This is a genomic window from Flectobacillus major DSM 103, from assembly GCF_000427405.1.
GTDB classification, from domain to species: Bacteria; Bacteroidota; Bacteroidia; order Cytophagales; family Spirosomataceae; genus Flectobacillus; species Flectobacillus major.
The window spans coordinates 75,951-97,654 of the sequence record NZ_ATXY01000005.1; the positions used below are offsets into that span (position 1 = coordinate 75,951).

The window sequence follows — 21,704 nt, forward strand, 5'->3', positions numbered from 1 at the left end:
AAAACCACTTAATCTAATACCTCATGTTTGACATCAATCCGTAACTGATGTGTATTAAAAACATGAGAATAAGGGCTTACGCTTTTGGTTAAAAAAACGCTTCCCCCAATAATACTATGATGCCCAATGACCGTTTTTCCGCCCAAAATGGTTGTTCTAGCATAAATAATCACATTATCTTCTACTGTTGGGTGTCTTTTGGTTTCGGCTAATTCTTTGCTAACCTGCAAAGCTCCAAGCGTTACACCTTGATAAATACTTACGTTTTTTCCGATAATACTGGTAGCTCCAATCACAATACCCGTACCATGATCAATAAAAAAAGGTACTCCAATTTGTGCATTAGGATGAATATCTACCCCTGTTTTTCCGTGGGCGTGTTCGCTAATAATTCTTGGTAAAATAGGGATTTCTAAAATTGATAAAGTATTGGCAATACGATAAACGGCAATAGCATAAAACCCTGGATACGAAACTATTACTTCATGAATGCTAGTAGCAGCTGGGTCATTTTCATAGATTTTGGTAGCATCGGCTCTTAAATTTTGATAGAGGTTTTCTAACGACCCATAAAAAGCGTTTACTTTTTCTTCTATATTTATAATTTTAGGGTCGAGGTAGCTTAGTAAAATATTCTCAAGGTCTATTTGGTTTTTTTTCAAAATCCCTTCATAAGTTGATTGTTTGTGTAATCGGTTATTAGGAAACAAAAATTCTATCAAATCACTTAACCAAATAATGGCATCTTGAATTTTGGGTGTTGCCTCCCATTCTGCTTTATGGGTTTTATGAAGCAAATCGATGAAATTATGAATATTAGGATTATCCATACTAGCGTTTTTTTAAGGTTTTTGGAGACAGAAGAAGTTATACTAAATCAAAAATTTGAAGATGTGAAAACCTGAAAACAGAAAGGAATTACAACTAAATTCTATCTTCAAATTTCTCATCTTCAAATTTTTACATAAAAAATTAATAACCACTTTTCAGTTTATACAGCGATTCTACCAAAGTATCTATATCTTGACATGTATTATAAAATGCCAACGACGGGCGTACTGTACTTTCCAAGCCGAATCTTCTCAAGATAGGCTGAGCACAATGGTGTCCTGTACGTACAGCAATACCTTCTTTGTTGAGAGCCTGTCCTACTTCATCGTTTGTAAAACCTTTTAGGGTAAACGATAACACACTTGCCTTGTCGGGAGCTGTACCTACAAGTCTCAACCCCGGAATTTCCTTGAGTAAATTGGTAGCATACAACAGCAAATAATGCTCGTATTGATTAATATTGTCGATACCCAAGTGGTTTACGTAGTCGATAGCCGCCCCAAGCCCAACAGCATCAGCAATATTGCCCGTACCAGCTTCAAAGCGATTAGGAGCAGGATGAAACTGCGTATGTTCAAAGGTTACATCTTTAATCATATTGCCGCCACCTTGCCAAGGTTGGGTTTCGTTGAGTAAATCCTCTTTGCCATACAATACTCCAATACCTGTAGGGCCAAAAACTTTATGCCCTGAAAATACAAAAAAATCAGTATTCAAAGCCTTTAAATCTACCCGCAGGTGCGATACCGACTGAGCACCATCCAACAAGGTTTTTGCCCCTGCCTGATGAGCCAAATCAATAATCTGTTTGGCTGGTGTAACCGTACCTAGTGCATTAGAAACCTGCGTAAACGAAACTAATTTGGTTTTAGGGTTTAGCAATTTGATGTATTCTTCCAAAATTACCTGTCCGTCATCGTCGACAGGAATAACCCTCAATTTCAGCCCTTTTTTTGCTGCCAGTTGTTGCCAAGGCACAATATTAGCGTGGTGTTCGAGATTACTAACAATAATTTCATCGCCTGCTTGAAGGTTTTGTTCTCCCCAGCTTTTTGCTACTAAATTAATGGCCTCGGTTGCTCCTCGTACAAATACAATTTCGTTGGTTGAATTGGCATTAACAAAAGCCCTAACTTTCTCACGAGCAGCTTCGTAGGCATCGGTTGAACGAGCTGCCAACTCGTGTGCAGCACGGTGAATATTAGAATTTTCATGTTCATAAAAATAGCTAATCCTATCAATTACCAATCTTGGTTTTTGAGTTGTGGCAGCATTATCTAACCAAATTAAAGGACGATCATTTACTTTTTCTTGTAAAATGGGAAAATCCTTTTTGATAAGATTAGCATCAAAAGCAGCCTTAAAAGCCGATGCTTTGGGATGTTGTTTTTTTTCTTGAAAAAAAGCGTTCGTCAAATCCTTACCTGTATCATTTTGTAAAAAATAATACGATGCGTCCGACAACCCAGAAATGGGAATTTGTGGAGAAGGGGCAAAAGAAGGACTATCAGCAACGACAGTGTTTAGTACTGGAAAAAAATCAAGCCCCGAAGCAAAAGGTAATCCAGAAAATGTTTCATTACCTTCAATTGATGGCGAAATGCCACTACCTGCTACTGATTGTGGTACTCGACCCGCCCCCGCAAAATGCGGGTCGGGCAGGCTTGTCTGAGGATTAGCCAGATTTACTTCGTTGCCTTGATGATGTGCCGACGGTGAAATACCTTTTCCTGCAACCGACTGCGGTACATTTCCCTGACCCGCAAAGTTGGGGTCAGGAAAATTACGCTGTTGATGGCTTAAATCAATGGCATTCACGGCATTGATACTTCCTGTTGGAGAAATACCAGCCCCACCTAAGCTTGGCAAACCCAATGCACTACTTTCTGATTCGGGTATGGTTCTAGCAAAACTATGTACCTCTTTGGTACTATGCTGGCTAGCCAACGAATCATAATTGAGTTCTTGGGGATTGATCCCTACAGGGTTTGATACGGGTAATTCCGTAAAAAATTGATTGGCCAGTTCTTCCAAAAACTTGATATCGGGTAAACCTTGCGGTTGATTAATATTTATACTCATGGTAGTTTCCTATTTCTACGTCTTCCAAAACAGCAATAGCGTCGTCAACTAATACTGCCAAAGAGCAATATAAAGAAATCAAATAAGAGGCAATGGCTTTGTCGTTGATACCCATAAAGCGTACCGAAAGCCCTGGCGACTGCTCGCCTGGAAGCCCTGGCTGATATAAACCCACAACCCCTTGACGGCTCTCGCCTGTACGTAACAAAAGGATTTTTGATTTGCCATTTTCAATAGGCACTTTGTCTGATGGTATCAACGGAATACCTCGCCAAGTAATGAATTGTGAACCAAACAACGAAACCGTTGGGGGTGGTACACCACGACGGGTACACTCGCGGCCAAAAGCTGCAATCGTAAGTGGATGCAACAAGAAGAAACCTGGTTCTTTCCAAACTTTTGTTAAAAGCTCATCTAAATCATCAGGAGTAGGAGCGCCGTTACGGGTTTTGATAACCTGCGATGGAGCTACACTATTCAACAAACCGTACTCTTTGTTGTTGAGCAACTCGCTTTCCTGACGCTCTTTGATGGTTTCAATCGTTAAACGCAATTGTTCAGAAATCTGATTGTAAGGCTTGCTGTACAAATCCGACACCCTTGTATGAACATCTAATACCGTATTGACAGCACTGAGGTTGTACTCTCTTGGGTTTTCGATATAATCAACAAAGGTATGAGGTAGCTCACGCTCATCTCGGCCAGAGCAATCTACTTCTACACTGGTAGCATCTTTTACTTTGTTGAGACGATACACCCCAGATTCTACTGGAATCCAGTTCAATAGGCGTGTTAGCCATCTTGGCGTAATTGTCGAAAGCTGTGGCACTGTACGGGTAGCAATAGCTAGCTGCCGTGCTGCTACATCGCCCAAGGCCGTTTGATTTCTGTTTTTGTTTAATTCAGACATAGTTGGTAAATTTATAAAAATATTAAGTATATAGATTAAGTATATAGATTAAGTATATTAATATGCAACATAAAAACATTTGTACTAATAATAAATCCCAAGGATTGAGTTAGTCAATGTATAAGCTATTGATACAAAACAAAGAACTAACCCAAAAACTTATTCCCAAAAGTTTGGCAATACTACTATAAGTAGTTGTTAGTCTGTATTTAATTTTTTTGTTGCACTATTATAAAATTTCAAAAGTTGAAAAGTATGATTGATAAAAATTACATTTGAATTAGATAACTACTAGCTTTTACATCAACTTGTTTAGCAAATATAATCTACTAAATCTATAGAATAAACATTTTTATTGTTTTTTTTTGATTTTTTCTTCAAATCCATCAAAAAACCTTGGTTTATAAGATGTTACATTTTTTTCTTTTTTTGTAGTAAAAAGGGATAAACAAACTTTTATGATAGTTATCTTATAGTCGCGAATTTCATTTTTTATTATTTCAACACTATTTGTCCAATAAATTTGACAAATATATTATTTTATCCTAATTTTAGGACAAATAAAAATCTCAAACTATGCTATCTCACGATAAAACAATCCTATTCCTGAGAAGAAATCCTGCTTTATCTATATCAATTTTGGAAAAAGAGGCTGGTCTTCCTAACAGTACCTTGGCAAAAGCACTCAATGGCGACAGAGTTCTGAACCAAAAACACCTCAATGCCCTTTATCCAATTCTTATTAAATATGGTTATAACGAAAGCCAAAATAATAAAGCTAAGGTTATTTCGATTATCAACCACAAAGGAGGTGTTGGCAAAACTACCACCACAATCAACCTTGGTAAAGCTTTGTCACAGCTAGGATTTAGGGTTTTGCTGATCGATATGGATTCGCAAGGTAACTTGTCGCAATCGCTGGGTATCGATAACCCCGAAAAACAGGTTGTTCATGCTTTATTAAAAAATGAAGAATTGCCCGTTGTGAGTATCGCCGAAAATTATGACCTTGCACCCAGTGATTTAGAGCTAGCCTATGCCGATTTGGAATTAGTCCAAGCTGTGGGGGGAGTTAACCAGCTCAAAAACCGCATAAGCCCACTTCGTGAAAATTACGACTATATCTTAATCGACTGTCCTCCCGCTTTGAATATTTTTACCAATTCGGCCTTAGTGGCATCCAATAGCTGCTTGGTAACCCTACAGCCTGAGGTTTCGGCCATGAAGGGAATCAACAATCTCTTTGAAAGAATCACTCAGGTTCGAGAAAGAATCAATCCTGAATTGATGGTAGAGGGGGTATTGCTAACAATGGTAGATAAACGCTTGAAAGTCCACAAAGACATGATCGATTATGTTTATCAAACACTCAGCAATTTCAAAATTTATAAAACTGAAATCCGTATCAACGTTTCGTTGAAGGAATCTCAAATTGCTCAAATTAATATTTTCGACTACGATGCTCATTCAAACGGTGCTATCGACTATTTGAACTTTGCCAAAGAGTTTTGTTCAAATAACTAAACGACTTTTTTTAATCACATGAAAAAATATACCAATAATTTAGGCACCAAGGCAATTATCAAAGACCAAAGCTTATTGAATCATGAAGCTATCAAACAACAAATTGTTGTACTCGACGAGCTTCGTGATTTGATTCCGCCCTTGCAAGATGATGAGCAAAAACAATTAGAAAAAAATATCTTAGCTGAAGGCTGCCGTGAAGCCTTGATGCTCTGGCAAACCACTCGCAACACCATAGATACATCTGGCAGTAATGAAAATATCTATGTCCTTATTGATGGACACAACCGTTATGGGATTTGCCAAAAACATAAAATAGATTTCAAAATACACTTGGTTTCGTTTACTTCTTTGAAAGAAGCCAAAGAGTATATGATTGATAATCAGCTAGGTAGGCGTAACCTTATTCCCGAACAAGCATCTTACCTGAGAGGCTTGAGATATAATGCCGAAAAGCTCGAAAAAGGGAAATATGCCCGAGATGAGCATAAAGGACAAAATGTCCTTTATGGGTCAGAGGTCAAAAAAGAGCCTACTTCTGTAAGGTTGGCAAAGCAATATAATGTTAGCGAAAAAACTATCAAGCGCGATGCTGAATTTGCTGAGGGTTTAAACTTATTGTCGGTTGAACTCAAAAAGGATATTTTAGCGGGTAGAGTAAAAGCCAAAAAATCGGAAATACAACAGTTGGCTCAAATTACTCATCAGGCAGAACCCATTAACTCGCTTGAGCAGGTTGCCGAATTGGTAAAACCCGCTGGTGTCGCTCAAACCAAGCTACAAACCGATAACAAACAACAAGATAGACAAAACCTGAAAAAACAAATTCAGGATATTGCTCAAAGGTTGAGCAATACCGAAAGTACCACTTTGTGCGATGAATTAATTAGCCTTTCTCAAGCTCTCAAAAATCTATTAGTTTAAATACCTATTTCTTTCGGCCTTATTGTATCTGTTGATTTTGGTGATTTTATAAAATCACCAAAATCAACAATTAGAAATCCCCATTTTGAAGTATAACCAAAAACACGGAGAAGTATAACCAATTTCACGGAACTGCTTTTTTGTTTTTTAAAAAAATTAACAACAATACAAGCGAGTTGGATTTTAACTATAACCAATTTCACGATTTCACTAAATTTTGGGAAAGCTCTATTTTTCATTTTTTTTTAAACAAAAAATATAAAAAATCAACAACAACTCTTTTGTTTGTTTTTTATATTTTTATTTGTTTTTATTCTTTTTACCCTTTGTAACTAATTGATTTTCAGCATATTGCAAGACTAACTATAACCAATTTCACGACAACTATAACCAATTTCACGGATAACTATAACCAATTTCACGGATAACTATAACCAAAAACACGGATAACTATAACCAATTTCACGGAATTAATATAACTATAACTTTTAAGAGTTATTGTTATATTAATTATCCGTTTTTTAGTATGTTTGTATCAAAATTGGATGACCCTAACCTGTGTTTTACAACGATTTGTCATGGCCAAAAAAACAAGCACCAGAAAGAAACAAGACTATCAAGACCGTTACATTATTCGGATGCAAGGAGGTAAAGCTGGACTTGTGGAAGCTACGTCAAAAATGGACATCCACGAGTTTCGGGTGTTTACAACCATGCTGACAATGGTATTACCCGATGACGAAGATTTTGTGGAGTATGAAATCAGAACCCAGGATATTATCAAATTATTTTCGTTGAGCGACGATGGCCGTTATTACGAGGCCATTCGTGGGGCATCGGAAAGGCTGTTCAATCGAAAGTTTGTGATTTTTGAGAAGAAAGAAGACGGCGAGATTTATAGAACTACCATTCACTTAATTGATGAAACCAGCGAACCTGTAAATATCAGCCAACAAAATCGCATAAGGCTCAAATTTAATCCCAAACTCAAACCATACCTTTTACAACTCCAAAAAGAATACCTTACCATCGACGTAAGGAACATCGCCAATATTCAAAGTCCTAATTCTGTAAAATTATATTTGATTCTAAGGCATCAGTACAATCTGGGCAATCGGAAGGTGCGATATACTGTTACTCGTCTTCGTGAAATACTGGCCATTGAAGCCAAAGAATATCCTTTGTACGGTAATTTCAAACAGAAAATTATCCAGAAAGGAATCAAAGACTTAGAAAAATATACCGACTTGCTTGTAAGTAGCTTGGAAGAAGAAAAAGCAGGTAGAGCTGTCGAAGCGGTAGTTTTTTACTTAGAAGAAAAGAAAACCATTCGCCAAGAAGTGATGGCTCGAAAAATTACACGACAAGTAATAAAATCAAGCAACGGGAAAATTGTGGTGTCGAGCCATACGCCAGAAGAATACGAAATAGCCGAAATTAGTGAAGAGGTTATACCCCCGTCGGTCGAAGTGGTAAACGATACCTCAACCTTGGAGCTTTTGTACGAAAAAGTAAAAAAATACAAAGTTACCAAAACTACCCTCAAAAACTGGCTGAAAGAACTGCCTGTCGAACAAGTTGAATTGGGAATAGAATATGTACTCAATAAAATTGGTCAAGGTGAAAAAATGGTAAATATTGGTGGATACATGAACAATATGGTCAGAACGCCAAGTTTGCTAGAAAGCAAACAACAACAAACACAAGAGCTTGTTAAAAAGCAACAAGACAAAACGGTAGCACTACACAAAAAACAGCAACAAGAGTTTTTTGAGAATCGGAAAAATGAAATTCAAAATAATTTTATCCAAGCTAAAGCTCAATTTATTACCGATATTTTTCAACAAAACGAAGCATTAGCCACCGAACTCATTAACAATTTGCAAACCGAAAACCAAGTATCTAATCCACGCCTTTTGGCAGAATTGGCTTGGGCTAAATTTCAGGAATTGTCTTTGGCTGGAAACCCTCAGCAGCAGTTGCTAAATGCTATTAATCAAGCAGGATTTTCTTTCAACTCGTATGTATCGGAATGGGTCGAGCAGAAATTTGTGTTGCAGATTCAAGAAATTAAAAACTATTATCAGCGACAAGCCGATGATTTGGGCATAAAACTCGTGTAAGTGCCAATAGCAAAGAAAAAATTTATTGTGATTGATTCTTACAGGCTACGACAAATAGGGGTAAGCTATGAAAATTTGATTTTAAGCGACTTTTTGAACCTAAATGACCCAAGTGTACTCGTGGCTAAAAAAAATACGTAGAAACGAAAATAATAGGTATTTACGGCTTTGTTAACAAGAGTTTTACTTCAAAAAATAATGATAACCTTTCTGATTGTTGTTTTTTCTTGAATATTAGCGGCAATCCTCTTTTTCTTGCTTCTGTATGTATTCATATTTTGAGCCAATTTTAAGGTACATCTTTTGTTGCACACCAGTTCATAGAAAACCGTGATAAAGCACGTCATTGTACTTGGTAGGTTGATAAAAAAAACTAGTAACTCAGAAAAGCTATCTGAGCTACTAGGCCGTGAATGTATAAACAATAGACTAGGTTTAGAATAGGAGAGGAAACAGACTAGTAAAAAGGGTTTTTGTGAATAAATATCTTGGAGAAAATAACCCTCACAGTATTTTCCGATACAACAGGTGTAGTCCATATTTATATTATTACCACTTTGGATTTTGTTTTAAAGCTGGATTTAAGGCAATTTCATTGATAGGAAAAGGCCATAAATAGTCTTTTTCGGGGTCAAATTTTCTAAAAGTGGCTTCTTGAACAAGGATAAAATTATCGGGTGTTAGTTTTACGGCAGTAGCTGTCCCAAATTCGGCTTTGAAGAAATAATTGCCCAAAATAGGCTTTATCAATTCCTTTTCGGCTGTTTTCCAACGCATTAAATCCCAATAGCGAAACCCTTCTACCGCCAACTCGACCCTACGTTCACGACGGATTTCGTCGCGCATATTTAGGCCATTGGTAGTTACAAAGGCGTTGCTCAGCTTGGCAATTTTACCTCTTGTGCGTAAAGGATTGATAGCCAAATCCAAATCAGCATCTGAAATAGATTCGTTGAGTTCATATTGAGCTTCGGCGTAGTTTAGTAATACCTCGGCATAACGAATAATAATACCGTCGATATTAGACCGTTGCAAATTCCAGTCGTCAGAATTAAAGTATTTGCGAGAAAGAAAGCCCGTTAACTGAAACGCCAATACCGAAACATTGAATACAGGGTTGGTGGCAATATAGGCATCACCTTTTTTCATAATGGTAGCACTTAATCGTTCATCACGATTGATGAATACATCGGTAGATACCAGCGGAGCTTTGTAGAGTGGTGATTTTTCCATAGGTAGGCCATCGCTCATCAAATAAGCATCTACCAAGCTTTTGGTTGGGCTTGCACCGCCATTTTCTAAGGTACGAGCGGCCGTATGAGTAAGTACAATATCAGAAACACTTACGCCATACTGACGCACCAAAATATTTTCGGTGTTTTGGCGGCCTTCACCTGTAAGCTGAAACATATTGTAATAATTATTGAACAACCCATGCTCTTTGCTGTCTATTACTGCCTTTGCTGCTGTTAGGGCCAAGGTCAAATGAGCCTTATAGTTGCCATATTGGTGAAACTTGGCTCTTGTTCCTTCAAATAATGCTACCCTCGACTTGAATGCCAATGCAGCCGTTTTGGAAATACGGCCATAGCCAGCTGTACCTAACTGGGTAGGTGTTAGGAGTTTTTCAGAGGCAAAATCCAAATCTTGATAAATGGCTTGAACTACTTCTTCTCGGCTATTGGCGGGGGCTTGTAGTTCGGGCGAGGTCTCACGTAATACCTTCAAAATCAGCGGTACACCACCATATCGTTGTACAAGCGAAAAGTACCCCCATGCTCGGTAAAAGCGAGCTTCGGCAATATAGCGGTCGACTGTTGTAGCAGGAACACCATTAGCCAAAGCTAAAGGAGCTTTTTCGATAATATTATTGGCTGCTCGAATAAGTTGATAAGCCGAATTATAGTTGCCGTCGGTTGCAGGGGCAATACGGCTGCCATCGCTGATACCATTGGGGGCTCGGGCGTATGTATCGTCCGACCAGTTATCGTTGGTATTAGGGATTGCAGGTAAAAATGTATAGAGAAAATTGGCAGCTCCACGCAAGTCATTTTCTGTTTTCCAGAAAGCTGGGTCACTGATTTGTGTTTCAGGAATCCTGTCAACATCGCAGGCTGTTAGGCCACTCCAAAGAGTAATTGATAAACCGATATATTTTAGTAATGCTTTCATGATGGTTCTTTATTTAAAATCAAAATGTCAAATTCAATCCCATTGTGATAGTACCAAAGAATGGATAATCGTTTTCAACCCCATTTCTTTGTTCTGGGTTAAAATAGTTGTTGAATACGCCTAATCGGGTAAAGCTCAGTACGTCTTGTCCCGATATAAATACACGGGCTCTTGAAATACTGATTTTTTTCAACAGATTATCGGGCAGAGTATATCCGAGTTGAATATTTTTGAGTCGAGCATATTGTCCGTTCATTACCCATTTATCAGCAGGAAGATACCTAAAACTGCCTTGTAGGTAAGGCCTAGGGAAGGTTGCATTAGGGTTTTCGGGTGTCCAATAGTCGTTATGGATAGCCAAAGGCTGTTTCCATGCTTGCGATAGTGGTTCGAGGGCTTCGCTACTTGGCAAGAAAGTGCGTTGGCCAACTCCCTGAATAAAAGCCGATAGGTCTAATCCTTTCCATTGCATTCCAATGTTTAGGCCAAATACATAGCGAGGCTGGTCAGTACCAAGGTATACTAAATCGCCAGGGTCTTGGGGTGAGCCTTTTCCAACGTTGATTTTGCCATCACCATTTTGGTCGACATATCTGACATCGCCAGCACCAGTACGGCTATCTTGAAAAGCACTAGCTTTTACTTCGTCTTCAGATGTAAAATAACCAGCCGTTTTATAGCCCCAAATGCTATTGAGAGGATAGCCTTCTAATAGCCCGACTGTTCCGGCACTGATTACTTTTTGTCCTGCATAGCTAATTAACTTATTCTGGTTATCTGATAAGTTAAAACCGATGTTATAGCTAAAATCTTTTCCTATTTTATCACGGAATTTCACTTCTAATTCCCATCCCCAAGATTTTAGCTCGCCATTGTTGATTTTGGGTGTACCAACGCCAAACGTAGCAGGTAATTGTAAAGGAGTAAGCATATTACGATTGAGTTTTACATAATAATCGCCGCTGATTTGTAGGCGATTTTTTAATAAACCAAGGTCAAGCCCTCCGTTTGTGGTTTCGATAGTTTCCCAAGAAAGGTTTGACGAGGGTACTACGCTTTGCGAGAAATAAGACGTGCGTGATTCTGCCCCACCTAGTACCAAATTGGAACCTCTCGATAATAAGTTTAGATAATCATAATACCCAATGCCCAAGGCATTGCCTAGCTGCCCCCACGAGCCTCTCACTTTGAATTCTGAGATAAAGCCAAGGTTGTTGCTGAACCAGTTTTCGCGGTGCATATTCCAGCCAATAGAAGCCGATGGAAAAAACTTGTTGCGAAGTCCTGGTGCTAAGCGTGAACTTTCGTCCATTCTGAATGTAGCCTCCAATAGGTATTTATCATCCAAATTATAATTTATACGACCAAAAACCGATTGAAAAGCATAGGTATTAATCGATTCGCTATTAGATTTTGTTTTATCGTCGCCAAGATTTAGAGTAGGTTGGTCGTTGTTTACCAAGCTGTTTGATGTGGTGGCAATGGTCGTGAATCTATTGTCTTCCCACTGATAGCCCCCCAAAACATGGAATTTACTTTTGCCGATATTCCAGTCATAATCAGCCAAAAGTTGGATATTCGTATTATTGATGAGTTCGTTGGTTCTGGTATAAGAATTGGGATTATTCAAAAAGAAAATAGGAGCGAAGCGTCCCCACAAATCTACTTGTCGAGCAAATCTTTTTCTTTCGCCAAAACGGTACTGTTGGCCTACAATGGCACGCAAGTTGAGTCCTTTTACCAAGTCTTTAGCTGCCAAAGTAAACACGCCATCAAAGAAATTGCGTTCCATGTTGTTATAACCTCCTTCTTTGAGCAAGGCATAAGCATTATTGGCCGATGAACCCGCTCCACCATTTAGGCGACCTTCGGGCGTAAAAATCGGAAAGCGTGTTCGCAAACGATAGATTTGGTATACCAGTCCTTGCCCGTCTGTACCAGCCGACGAAGCTTGTTGGTCTTGTAAAGTATAAGCAATTCTTGAATCTAAAGAAAAATGTTTGTTGAGCTGTGTTCCTAAATTGATACGAACATTGTAGCGGTCAACTCGGTCGGGGCCTACTTTAAAAACACCTTGTTTGCCATAATAACCCAACGATACCAAATAATTGGTTTTGTTATTACCACCTTTTACCGAAAGGTTGTGGGTTTGCATGGGCGAATAGTCACGAACAACCTGCTTAATTTGGTCTTCTTGATTATAAAAAATGTATCTAGTAGAATCGGACGGGTTAACAATATAAGGAATACCGTCGCGGATACGCTGTAAATCGTCGGCGGTATATTCTGGGGCAATTTTTGCATTTTGGCGGGCCAAGTTGGCATATTCGGCTTCGTTGAGCAACGAAAGTCGCTGAGGTACATTCAATGCCCAATCTACCCCTATTTGGTTAGAATATTCAAAAACTGTTTTTCCTGAATTTCCTTTTTTGGTTGTAATCAATAGTACCCCACCAGCAGCCTGAGCTCCATAAATGGCCGCAGCGGCGGCATCTTTCAGTACACTAATACTTTCTACATCGTTGGGGTTGAGGGTTTGTAAAGTGAAGCTCGAAGCCGTTACACCATCAATCAATATCAGTGGGTCGACATTGCCGTTGGCCGAAGTAGCTCCTCTAATCTGGATACCTAAGCCTTCATTGCCAGGCTGTCCTGTGCCACGTGTTACAACTAAGCCCGATGCAACACCTTGTAGGGCATTGGCTACGTTGGCCACAGGTCTGTTTTCAATGGTTTTGGAGTCAATCATAGACACTGCACCCGTAAGATTGGCTTTTTTCTGAGTGCCATATCCTACTACCACTACTTCATCTAAGGCTCGGTTGTCGGTTTGGAGCGAAATATTGATACTAGCTTTGTTGCCTACTACAACTTCTTGGGTAATATATCCTACAAAAGAAAAGATAAGGGTTGTATTGGCATTGGGAACAGAAATTTTGTATTTTCCACTGGCATCGGTATTTACGCCTCGGCTACTTCCTTTAATAGCAATATTTACACCAGGCAAACCTGCCCCATTTTCATCGGCTACTTGCCCTGTAACCGTTTGTTCGATTACCTGAAGCATTTTTCCATTTCCTAAAAAAAGATTGGGGGTATTAAGCACCATTGGTACTTCTTGGCCAATGGTGTGGGGAACTAACACTTCCTGAAATCGTAAATTAGTGTCCTCATTTTTAGAGGTATTACTTTTTTCAAGAATAACAAATGCTCCATTTTTTACTTTTTTGTATCGAAGGTTTGTTGACTCTAAGAGTTTGTCAAGGTTTTTTTCGATTTTAATATCAAAATTTAAGGGTTCAGCAGGTACTAAAATTTTGTCGATAACACCTCCTTCAAATAGAATGTCGACACGGTAGTGGTTTTTGAGTTCTTTCAGAACATCACGCAGTTTTTGGCTAGTATTGGTATTACCCCGTTCTATTTTTGGGGTACTTTTCTGAGCCATTGCATAAATTTGGGCACAAGAAGGCTGTGTTCCCAAAGCCAGTGTTGTTACAAACACACTGACCTTGAGCATTGCAGGTAAAGATTTTTTCATGATAATGCTAGTTAGAAGTTATAATCATAGAGTTAATTAGTTTTCGGAAAGAATATAGCGGTTGCCAGCTTTGGAAACCTTCAAGTCAAAAATCTCCACAATGGTGTAAAGCAATTCTTCGGCGTTGTCGGCCTGATAAGTTCCTACCAAGGTTCGTTTGGCCAATGATTCGTTGGCCAGTACTACGTTTATCCCATAATTTTCGGCCAATATTTCGGTGAATTCCGATAAAGGGGTGTCTTCAAATACTAGGCGGTGTTGCTGCCATGCCATAAATTTTTCAGGAAGTTTGGCGGTATCTTTTTTGACGTGATTCTGTCGGTCGAATAGAATCAAATCGCCAGGTTTCATAATCACCTGTTTCATCTGAGTATCTAACTGGTAGCGAAGTTGTACTTTCCCTTTGTTGAGCATAACCCTTGCTCCTCTTTCTCGGCTAAACACCGTAAACTCTGTTCCCAGTACAACTACGTCGAAACTCTTTTCTGTTTTTACAACAAATCGTTGATTATCAATGGTATGTTTAATAGAAAACAAGGCTTCACCTTTTAGAAATACCTCTCTGGAGTTTTGGCCGAAACCAAAACGTGGTACTCGCAACGATGAATTGGCGTTGAGTGTAATCTTGCTACCATCTTGCAATTCAATGCTTTGGGTTTGTCCATAAGCTGTTTGATAAGTTTTGTAATAGAGAAGGTCTTTTGCCAGCCAAGATAATACGCCTAGTACCAACACTACCGACGACGCAATGGCATATCGATACCATTTTGACTGACTTTTGGTGGGTTTATTTGTCTGAAAATCAGTTTTTTGTAAACTATGCGGCTCATCTTGTATTTCAGTTATTTGTTTTTTGAATTGGGCTAATTTGATGTCAAGCGTAGGAATATATTGTGGAGAAAGGTGTTCCCATTCAAACAACCACAAGTAAAATAACTCTTGGTTGTCAGGATTTTTTAACCATTCCTCAATCAATCTTTTTTGCAGTGGTGTACTTTTTCCTGCAAAATGGTCAAAAAGCATATTTTTATTTATCGAAGGTTCCATATTCAATGAGTTGCTATTTTATCTAAAGACAAGGATTTGGGGATTTGTACGTAGGCTTATTGGATAAAAAGATAAAAAAATAAGCCTAGGAATGAATCTTTCAGTCCGCTCTTGAGGGTATTTAGTGCTTTCTGAATATGGGTTTCTACAGTTCTAACAGATATTTGTAGGTCTTCTGCGATTTCTCGACTTTTTTTTCCTTCAAATCTATTCATCAAAAAAACTTTTTGGCATTGTTTCGGAAGGCTTGCTACAATAGTATCTATTTGAGTATAAAGTTCTTCGTATTGCATAATTTGCTCGGGTAAATCTGAAAGTTGGCCTTCTTGTTGTGTTGCCAAATCGATAGAATCAGACTGTTTGAGTTCGTAAGCAATATAGTTGTAAGCTCTGTTACGAACAGCCCTGAATAAATATGCTCTATATGAGGTAGTTACGCTTAAATAAGCTTTGGTGTTCCAGAAATTGAAAAATATATCTCCAACCAAATCTTCGGCTATCTCTCTTGAATATACGTATCTAACAGCATGAGTACAAAGTGCTTGGTAATAGCGTTTAAAGAGCAGTTCACATCCTTTATGTGGGTCGGTGTCAAAAGCCTTCTTGATAAAAAGCTCTGAGCCATCTACAAGCATTCCCAATGGTTTGGACGATACCTTTACTTCAACCTCTTCTGTCATTTGGAGGGGAAATTCTTGAGGCTGGGTACTTGATAATTCATGCTTAGTCATATATCAAAGAGATAGTTTTACAGATTATTGGTATTTATTTTAAAGACAAGCTGGGGCAGAAAACTACGTAGTTTTTTATGAAAATTTTTAGATAAATCATGAAAAAACAGATTTTTGTGATAATTCATTAATATTTTGGCAATATATTTCCGATTGGTGTAGTGTTATTTGTTGTAATTTGAAAAATATTTGTCAAGCTAATATTTGATTGCCAATAGAAGTAATTAAATCGTGAAAATCATAAATAGCAAATCTCCAATCTATGAATCCGATACTAATCCGACAAGCAACTATGGCCGATATGCCTACACTTTTGCGTTTTGAGCAAGGCGTTATTCAAGCCGAAAGACCCTTCGACCCTACTTTACAAGACAATACTATTCATTATTATGACATAGAACAAATGATTACAGCATCGCATATCGAGCTATTGGTGGCCGAACAAAATCAGCAATTAATAGGCTCGGGATATGCCCGTATCGAAAGTGCCAAGCCCTATTTAAAACACAAGCAGTATGCCTATTTAGGGTTTATGTATGTCGACCCTGCTTTTAGAGGTTTGGGAGTAAATCAAAAAATCATGAAGTCGCTTGAGGAATGGGTTGTGTTGCAGGGTATTGCCGAACTACGACTCGATGTATATGACAACAATGTAAGTGCCTTAAAAGCCTACCAAAAATCTGGATTTGCAAAACATTTGGTAAATATGCGTAAGGCTTTATTGTGATATACCTTGGATTCTGTACCCATGATAATACGGTTTCTGAAATGGTTCAATAGACCCGAATTTACCGAAAGTTTTTGGTTAAAACTTCTATTATTGACAGCCTTTGGTCAATAAATATACCATCCTATTGGTGTCTTTGAGTGTTTCAAAACTACCCAATAGGCTATGTTTTAATTAAAATTTTATAAAAAAATAGCCAAAAATCCAACAAATAACACCAATCTTGTGGGGGACTGTCGGCTATTTGAACAAATGGAATATAGATTTAGTATTATGTGACATTCAATTTTTTTTGTTTCTACTTACTTTACGCCTCCAAAAAAGTTTTAATGCTTGTAGTATCACAATAAGTAATAAACTCTCTGGAATTTGTGCAGAAACGTATCTCAATAGAAACTAAAAAAACATGAAACATATTTTTAAAGTATTCTTACTGCTATTACCCCTGTCAGGATTTTGCATAAATCCACCAACTTATGTATCTTTTGAAGCAAAAGGAAAAAGCTTTTGTATTGCTTCAAAAGATAAACTTACGCCCATTTTGGTTGCTAACGACGATAGCCAAAGCGTTATTCGAGCTGCCAGTGATTTGCAAAGCGATATAGAACGTGTAACTGGCCATAAACCGAATGTACTCAACCAACTTTCTAAGCACGACGAAGTAATTATTGTAGGTACTTTAGGAAAAAATCAGTGGATTGATGCTCTAGTGGCTCACAAAAAAATCAATACTCAAAACCTACAAGGACAATGGGAAAGTTATGTGATTCAAACCCTCGAAAACCCTTTTCCCAATGTAAAAAAAGCCCTTGTGATTGTTGGCTCGGATAGGCGGGGGGCTATTTATGGTATCTATGATTTATCTAAACAAATAGGTGTTTCGCCTTGGTATTTTTGGGCAGATGTACCCACGCCCAAGCACGACAATATTTATGTACTGAATGGTCGTTATGCCGAAGGCAGTCCAAAAGTAAAATATCGTGGTATTTTTATTAATGATGAAGCTCCTGCTTTATCGAGCTGGAGCAGAGAAAAATTTGGGGGCTTCAACCACAAGTTTTATAGCCATGTATTTGAATTATTGCTCCGCTTGAAGGCAAACTATATCTGGACTGCTATGTGGGGAAGTGCCTTTTATGCCGACGACGTACAGAATAAACAAACAGCCGATGAATATGGTATTGTGATTGGTACGTCGCATCATGAGCCATTAATGCGTGCACACGACGAATGGCGACGAGAAAAAGGCGGAGTTTGGAATTACGAAACCAACCCAGCTAAGTTACAAGCCTTTTGGCGTGATGGTATGAAGCGAGCCACCAATGAAAAAATTGTGAGTATTGGTATGAGAGGCGACGGCGACGAACCTATGTCGAGAGAAACCGCTACGGCTTTATTAGAAAAAATCGTAAAAGACCAACGAGAAATTATTAGCGAAGTAACTGGAAAACCTGCTAGCGAAACCCCTCAGCTATGGGCTTTGTACAAAGAAGTACAAGATTATTATGATAAAGGTATGACTGTACCCGATGATGTAACCCTTCTGCTTTGCGATGACAACTGGGGAAATCTTCGTAAACTACCCAAGCCCGATGCCAAACCACGAAAAGGCGGCTATGGAATTTATTACCACTTCGATTATGTGGGCGGGCCTCGCAATTACAAATGGCTGAATACCAATCCACTTCCTCGAATTTGGGAACAAATGCACTTAGCTTGGGAACACCATGTAAAAGATATTTGGATTGTCAATGTGGGTGATATTAAGCCAATGGAGTATCCTATTTCTTTCTTTTTAGACTATGCTTGGAATCCAGAGAAAATTCAGGCCAGCGACATACAGCAGTACAGTGAACAATGGGCCGCTAAACAATTTGGCAATAAATATGCCAATGAAATTGCCTTTTTGTTGAATCAATACAGTAAATTCAACGGAAGACGAAAGCCCGAGCTACTAGATGCTAATACGTATAACCTCAAAAGTGGAGAATGGAAAACGGTAGTTACAGCCTATAATAGTTTGCTACAAAAGGCCGAGGGTATCAACAACAATTTACCACAAGAATACCAAGATGCTTATTTTCAATTGGTGTTGCACCCTATAAAAGCCTGTGCAAACCTTCATGAAATGTACTGTTATGTAGCATTGAACAAAGAAGCTTTTGAAAACAAATGGAAAGAAACCAATACGTATGCCCAAAAGGTAAAACAACTTTATGATAATGATTCTTTAATTACAAAAGAATACCATCAACTCAATAATGGCAAATGGAATCACCTAATGAGCCAAACACACATAGGTTATACGTACTGGCAACAACCCGAAAAACAGAAAATGCCAGCCATAAAATATCTTAGCGATGAAGCTATTACTGATAAAAAAGAAATAGCGACTCAACCCGTAAAAAGAGCCGATATTCCAAACAATGCAAAAGGAAATGTCTTTTATCAAGATGAGCAAAAAGGCGTATCTATCGAAGCCAATCATTTTACAAAAGCTATTAATACCAACGGAATACAGTGGCAAGTGTTGCCCGACCTTGGCAGAACAGGCTCGGCTATTACTACTTTTCCTGTTACAGCCAAAGAGCAAATACCAGAAGGTAATGCACCACACACCGAATATGAATTTTATACCTACAGCGAAGGTGATTGTAGTATTCAAGCGTATTTTTCGCCAAGTTTGAATTTTTATGGAACAGAAAATGGTTTGCAATATGCTATTTCTATTGACAACGAACAGCCTCAAATTATTAGCTTGAACAAAGAAGATAAAACGAGCGATAAAGGCATTTGGAACAAATGGGCTGCCGAAAATATCATTATCAAAACAAGTAAACACAACCTTTTGGGAAAAGGAAAACATACCCTTAAATACTGGATGGTTACAACGGGGGTTGTTTTGCAAAAGTTGGCCTTGGACTTTGGCACAACAGAACAACGCTACCTTGGCTCGGAAGAGACACTTGGGGCAAATAAATAGGAGTACATGCGTGTACTGGTTTTTGAAATTAAGTTAGTTGATAAATAGAAAATAATGATGAGAAAAATAGTATTGAGCTGTCTATTTCTTACGATACATATTTTAGCACAAGCACAATTACGCTTGCCCAAACTTATTAGTGATGGCATGGTGCTGCAGCGTAATACCAACCTAAGAATATGGGGATGGGCCAAGCCAAAAGAAAAAATTACACTCAAATTTAAAGGTAAAATTTACAAAACCATTACCGATACCAAGGGCGACTGGCAAGTAAATCTTCCCGCTATGGAATCGGGAGGGCCTTTTAGTATGGAAATTTTGGGCGATACTCGTTTGGAAGTAAAAGATATTTTGATTGGTGAAGTTTGGTTTTGTAGTGGACAAAGTAATATGGTTCACCAGTTAAACATTCACGATGTAACTTATGCCAAAGAAATTGCAACGGCCAATTTCCCACAAATAAGACAATTCTGGATTCCTACGCTAACGAATTTGCAATCACCTCAAAATGACCTCCCAAATGGCCAATGGAAGTCGGCAGTGGGCGAAGATGTGCGTCCTTTTTCGGCGGTGGCTTATTTTTTTGCCAAAAAAATCCATGAAAAATATAATGTGCCAGTTGGTATTATCAACGCAAGTGTGGGTGGTACACCCATCGAGGCATGGATAAGTGAAAATGGATTCAAGGATTTTGCCACACAAAAAAGTCTAATCGAAAAAAATAAAGATACTGCCTACGTCAACAGTCTGAACAGAAGAACAATGCCTCGGAATACGCCACCAGCTATTGACCAAGGACTGAAGACCACCAAGTGGTTTGAGCCTGATTACAGGCCCAAAAACTGGCGCAATATCAATATTCCTGGGTATTGGGAAGACCAAGGACTAAAAGACCTCAATGGTGTAGTTTGGTACAGAAAAGACATAGAGATTCCTGCAACAATGGTAGGTAAACAGGCAACAGTGTTTTTGGGAAGAATTGTAGATGCCGACGAGCTGTATATTAATGGTAAAAAGGTAGGAACTACTGGCTATCAATATCCACAAAGACGATATAAAATACCTGCTGATGCGCTAACAGCTGGAAAAAATACTTTTGTTGTACGAGTAACCAATACCGCTGGCAAGGGTGGTTTTGTACCCGACAAGCCTTATTGTATTTTTTCGGGAACAGATACCCTTGATTTAAAAGGCACTTGGCAATATAAGGTAGGGCTGGTGTTTAGACCTAGCATGATGGCTGGAGGTATGGGTATCAATGCCCAAAATCAGCCGACAGCTTTGTTTAATGCAATGGTTGCTCCGGTGGTCAATTATGCAGTGAAGGGTTTTTGTTGGTATCAAGGCGAAAGCAATACGGGTCGCCCTCACGAATATGCAAAATGGTTGCCTGCTTTGATAAACGACTGGCGAAATCAATGGAAACAAGAATCTCTTCCATTTTTGTATGTTCAACTCCCTGGTTTTATGGATTATAACTATTTGCCATCCGAAAGCAATATGGCAATTGTTAGAGAAGCTCAGTTAAATACATTATCTGTACCAAATACCGCAATGACTGTAGCGATTGACCTTGGCGAATGGAACGATATTCATCCCGATAATAAAAAGGATGTAGGCGAACGCCTTTCGTTATCGGCCTTAAAATTGGCTTATCAGGAAAATATTACCTATTCAGGGCCAATTTATCAGTCTGCTTCTATAGAAGGCAATACCATAAGTATTCTTTTTGACCACATTGGCTCGGGCTTGGCAAGCCACGACGGCGAAGAGCTGAGTGATTTTGCTATTGCGGGGGAAGACAAAAAGTTTGTGTGGGCAAAAACCAAAATCGAAGGAAACAAAGTAATTGTTTGGAGCGATGAAATAGCCAAACCTTTGTATGTAAGATATGCTTGGTCTGATAACCCTATAAATCCTAATTTGTATAACAAAGAAGGTTTACCCGCTTCGCCTTTCAGAACGGATAAATAGGATATAGAGTTTACTGTCAGGGCTATTGCACCAATAGCCCTGAAAGATTTATAAGGTATCAAAAATACTGATTTTGGCAGTTAAGTAAATAGTATTATTGGGGGATAATGTATTGATTATTAGTTTTTTATGAAA

Annotated in this window: 14 protein-coding genes; 6 read left to right on the plus strand and 8 right to left on the minus strand. The window is 38.5% G+C overall.

Features of this window, described 5'->3' with window-relative positions; translation table 11 throughout:
* Positions 1–8 precede the first annotated feature (8 nt).
* The 3 genes from FLEMA_RS0101465 to FLEMA_RS0101475 all read right to left on the minus strand — a co-directional run bounded on the left by FLEMA_RS0101465 (position 9) and on the right by FLEMA_RS0101475 (position 3,823).
* Positions 9–830 (minus strand): serine O-acetyltransferase, encoded by an 822-nt coding sequence (locus FLEMA_RS0101465; protein WP_044170457.1) that lies wholly within the window; start codon positions 828–830, stop codon positions 9–11.
* Between the two features lie 142 nt (positions 831–972).
* Complete coding sequence (locus FLEMA_RS0101470) at positions 973–2,913, minus strand: family 2A encapsulin nanocompartment cargo protein cysteine desulfurase (protein WP_026993921.1); 1,941 nt, start codon at positions 2,911–2,913, stop codon at positions 973–975.
* Positions 2,897–3,823 (minus strand): family 2A encapsulin nanocompartment shell protein, encoded by a 927-nt coding sequence (locus tag FLEMA_RS0101475; RefSeq protein WP_026993922.1) that lies wholly within the window; start codon positions 3,821–3,823, stop codon positions 2,897–2,899. Before FLEMA_RS0101475 ends, FLEMA_RS0101470 begins: the two co-directional genes overlap by 17 nt.
* A gap of 576 nt (positions 3,824–4,399) precedes the next feature.
* Here FLEMA_RS0101475 and FLEMA_RS0101480 point away from each other — a divergent pair.
* Together FLEMA_RS0101480 and FLEMA_RS75840 are read left to right on the plus strand one after the other, a co-directional pair.
* On the plus strand, positions 4,400–5,347 hold the full coding sequence (locus FLEMA_RS0101480; protein WP_026993923.1) for a ParA family protein: 948 nt from the start codon (positions 4,400–4,402) through the stop codon (positions 5,345–5,347).
* Positions 5,348–5,365: 18 nt separating this feature from the next.
* Positions 5,366–6,271: a ParB N-terminal domain-containing protein gene (locus tag FLEMA_RS75840; RefSeq protein WP_052353907.1), complete on the plus strand. Its 906-nt coding sequence runs from the start codon at positions 5,366–5,368 to the stop codon at positions 6,269–6,271.
* Here the strand turns inward: FLEMA_RS75840 and FLEMA_RS0101490 are convergent.
* Positions 6,268–6,510 carry a hypothetical protein gene (locus FLEMA_RS0101490; RefSeq protein ID WP_026993924.1) on the minus strand — a complete coding sequence of 81 codons (243 nt, stop codon included), beginning with the start codon at positions 6,508–6,510 and terminating at the stop codon, positions 6,268–6,270. The genes FLEMA_RS75840 and FLEMA_RS0101490 overlap by 4 nt on opposite strands.
* A 339-nt stretch (positions 6,511–6,849) precedes the next feature.
* Here FLEMA_RS0101490 and FLEMA_RS0101495 point away from each other — a divergent pair, with 339 nt between their 5' ends.
* Positions 6,850–8,394, plus strand: coding sequence for a replication initiation protein (locus FLEMA_RS0101495; protein ID WP_044170460.1), 1,545 nt, complete (start codon positions 6,850–6,852; stop codon positions 8,392–8,394).
* Between the two features lie 549 nt (positions 8,395–8,943).
* On the opposite strand, the gene FLEMA_RS0101505 is transcribed toward FLEMA_RS0101495, so the two are convergent.
* Genes FLEMA_RS0101505 through FLEMA_RS0101520 form a run of 4 tightly spaced genes read right to left on the minus strand, consistent with a single transcriptional unit; the run spans position 8,944 to position 15,885 of the window.
* Complete coding sequence (locus FLEMA_RS0101505; protein ID WP_026993926.1) at positions 8,944–10,566, minus strand: RagB/SusD family nutrient uptake outer membrane protein; 1,623 nt, start codon at positions 10,564–10,566, stop codon at positions 8,944–8,946.
* Between the two features lie 19 nt (positions 10,567–10,585).
* Positions 10,586–14,107, minus strand: a complete 3,522-nt coding sequence (locus FLEMA_RS0101510; RefSeq protein ID WP_229359319.1) for a SusC/RagA family TonB-linked outer membrane protein — start codon at positions 14,105–14,107, stop codon at positions 10,586–10,588.
* A 36-nt stretch (positions 14,108–14,143) separates the two neighbouring features.
* Positions 14,144–15,154 carry a FecR family protein gene (locus tag FLEMA_RS0101515; RefSeq protein WP_026993928.1) on the minus strand — a complete coding sequence of 337 codons (1,011 nt, stop codon included), beginning with the start codon at positions 15,152–15,154 and terminating at the stop codon, positions 14,144–14,146.
* 56 nt (positions 15,155–15,210) lie between these two features.
* A complete protein-coding gene (locus tag FLEMA_RS0101520) occupies positions 15,211–15,885 on the minus strand; it encodes an RNA polymerase sigma-70 factor (RefSeq protein ID WP_026993929.1) in 675 nt (224 codons plus the stop codon).
* Between the two features lie 262 nt (positions 15,886–16,147).
* Between FLEMA_RS0101520 and FLEMA_RS0101525 the strand changes: the two genes are divergently transcribed.
* The 3 genes from FLEMA_RS0101525 to FLEMA_RS0101535 all read left to right on the plus strand — a co-directional run bounded on the left by FLEMA_RS0101525 (position 16,148) and on the right by FLEMA_RS0101535 (position 21,569).
* The gene (locus FLEMA_RS0101525) at positions 16,148–16,612 is read left to right on the plus strand and encodes a GNAT family N-acetyltransferase (protein WP_026993930.1); all 465 of its coding nucleotides are present in this window, start codon (positions 16,148–16,150) and stop codon (positions 16,610–16,612) included.
* Positions 16,613–17,018: 406 nt separating this feature from the next.
* Positions 17,019–19,595, plus strand: coding sequence for a glycosyl hydrolase 115 family protein (locus FLEMA_RS0101530; RefSeq protein ID WP_026993931.1), 2,577 nt, complete (start codon positions 17,019–17,021; stop codon positions 19,593–19,595).
* A 57-nt stretch (positions 19,596–19,652) separates the two neighbouring features.
* Entirely contained in the window at positions 19,653–21,569 is a 1,917-nt protein-coding gene (locus FLEMA_RS0101535; RefSeq protein WP_026993932.1) for a sialate O-acetylesterase, read from the plus strand.
* Positions 21,570–21,704: the final 135 nt, after the last annotated feature.

Bases quoted from the DNA above. Each gene is read 5' to 3' on its own strand.
- FLEMA_RS0101515 (WP_026993928.1), bottom strand. From the start codon at position 15,154: ATGGAACCTTCGATAAATAAAAATATGCTTTTTGACCATTTTGCAGGA.
- FLEMA_RS0101495 (WP_044170460.1), top strand. From the start codon at position 6,850: ATGGCCAAAAAAACAAGCACCAGAAAGAAACAAGACTATCAAGACCGT.
- FLEMA_RS0101490 (WP_026993924.1), bottom strand. From the start codon at position 6,510: ATGAAAAATAGAGCTTTCCCAAAATTTAGTGAAATCGTGAAATTGGTT.
- FLEMA_RS0101510 (WP_229359319.1), bottom strand. From the start codon at position 14,107: ATGAAAAAATCTTTACCTGCAATGCTCAAGGTCAGTGTGTTTGTAACA.
- FLEMA_RS0101530 (WP_026993931.1), top strand. From the start codon at position 17,019: ATGAAACATATTTTTAAAGTATTCTTACTGCTATTACCCCTGTCAGGA.
- FLEMA_RS0101535 (WP_026993932.1), top strand. From the start codon at position 19,653: ATGAGAAAAATAGTATTGAGCTGTCTATTTCTTACGATACATATTTTA.
- FLEMA_RS0101470 (WP_026993921.1), bottom strand. From the start codon at position 2,913: ATGAGTATAAATATTAATCAACCGCAAGGTTTACCCGATATCAAGTTT.
- FLEMA_RS0101465 (WP_044170457.1), bottom strand. From the start codon at position 830: ATGGATAATCCTAATATTCATAATTTCATCGATTTGCTTCATAAAACC.
- FLEMA_RS0101480 (WP_026993923.1), top strand. From the start codon at position 4,400: ATGCTATCTCACGATAAAACAATCCTATTCCTGAGAAGAAATCCTGCT.
- FLEMA_RS75840 (WP_052353907.1), top strand. From the start codon at position 5,366: ATGAAAAAATATACCAATAATTTAGGCACCAAGGCAATTATCAAAGAC.
- FLEMA_RS0101525 (WP_026993930.1), top strand. From the start codon at position 16,148: ATGAATCCGATACTAATCCGACAAGCAACTATGGCCGATATGCCTACA.
- FLEMA_RS0101505 (WP_026993926.1), bottom strand. From the start codon at position 10,566: ATGAAAGCATTACTAAAATATATCGGTTTATCAATTACTCTTTGGAGT.
- FLEMA_RS0101520 (WP_026993929.1), bottom strand. From the start codon at position 15,885: ATGACTAAGCATGAATTATCAAGTACCCAGCCTCAAGAATTTCCCCTC.
- FLEMA_RS0101475 (WP_026993922.1), bottom strand. From the start codon at position 3,823: ATGTCTGAATTAAACAAAAACAGAAATCAAACGGCCTTGGGCGATGTA.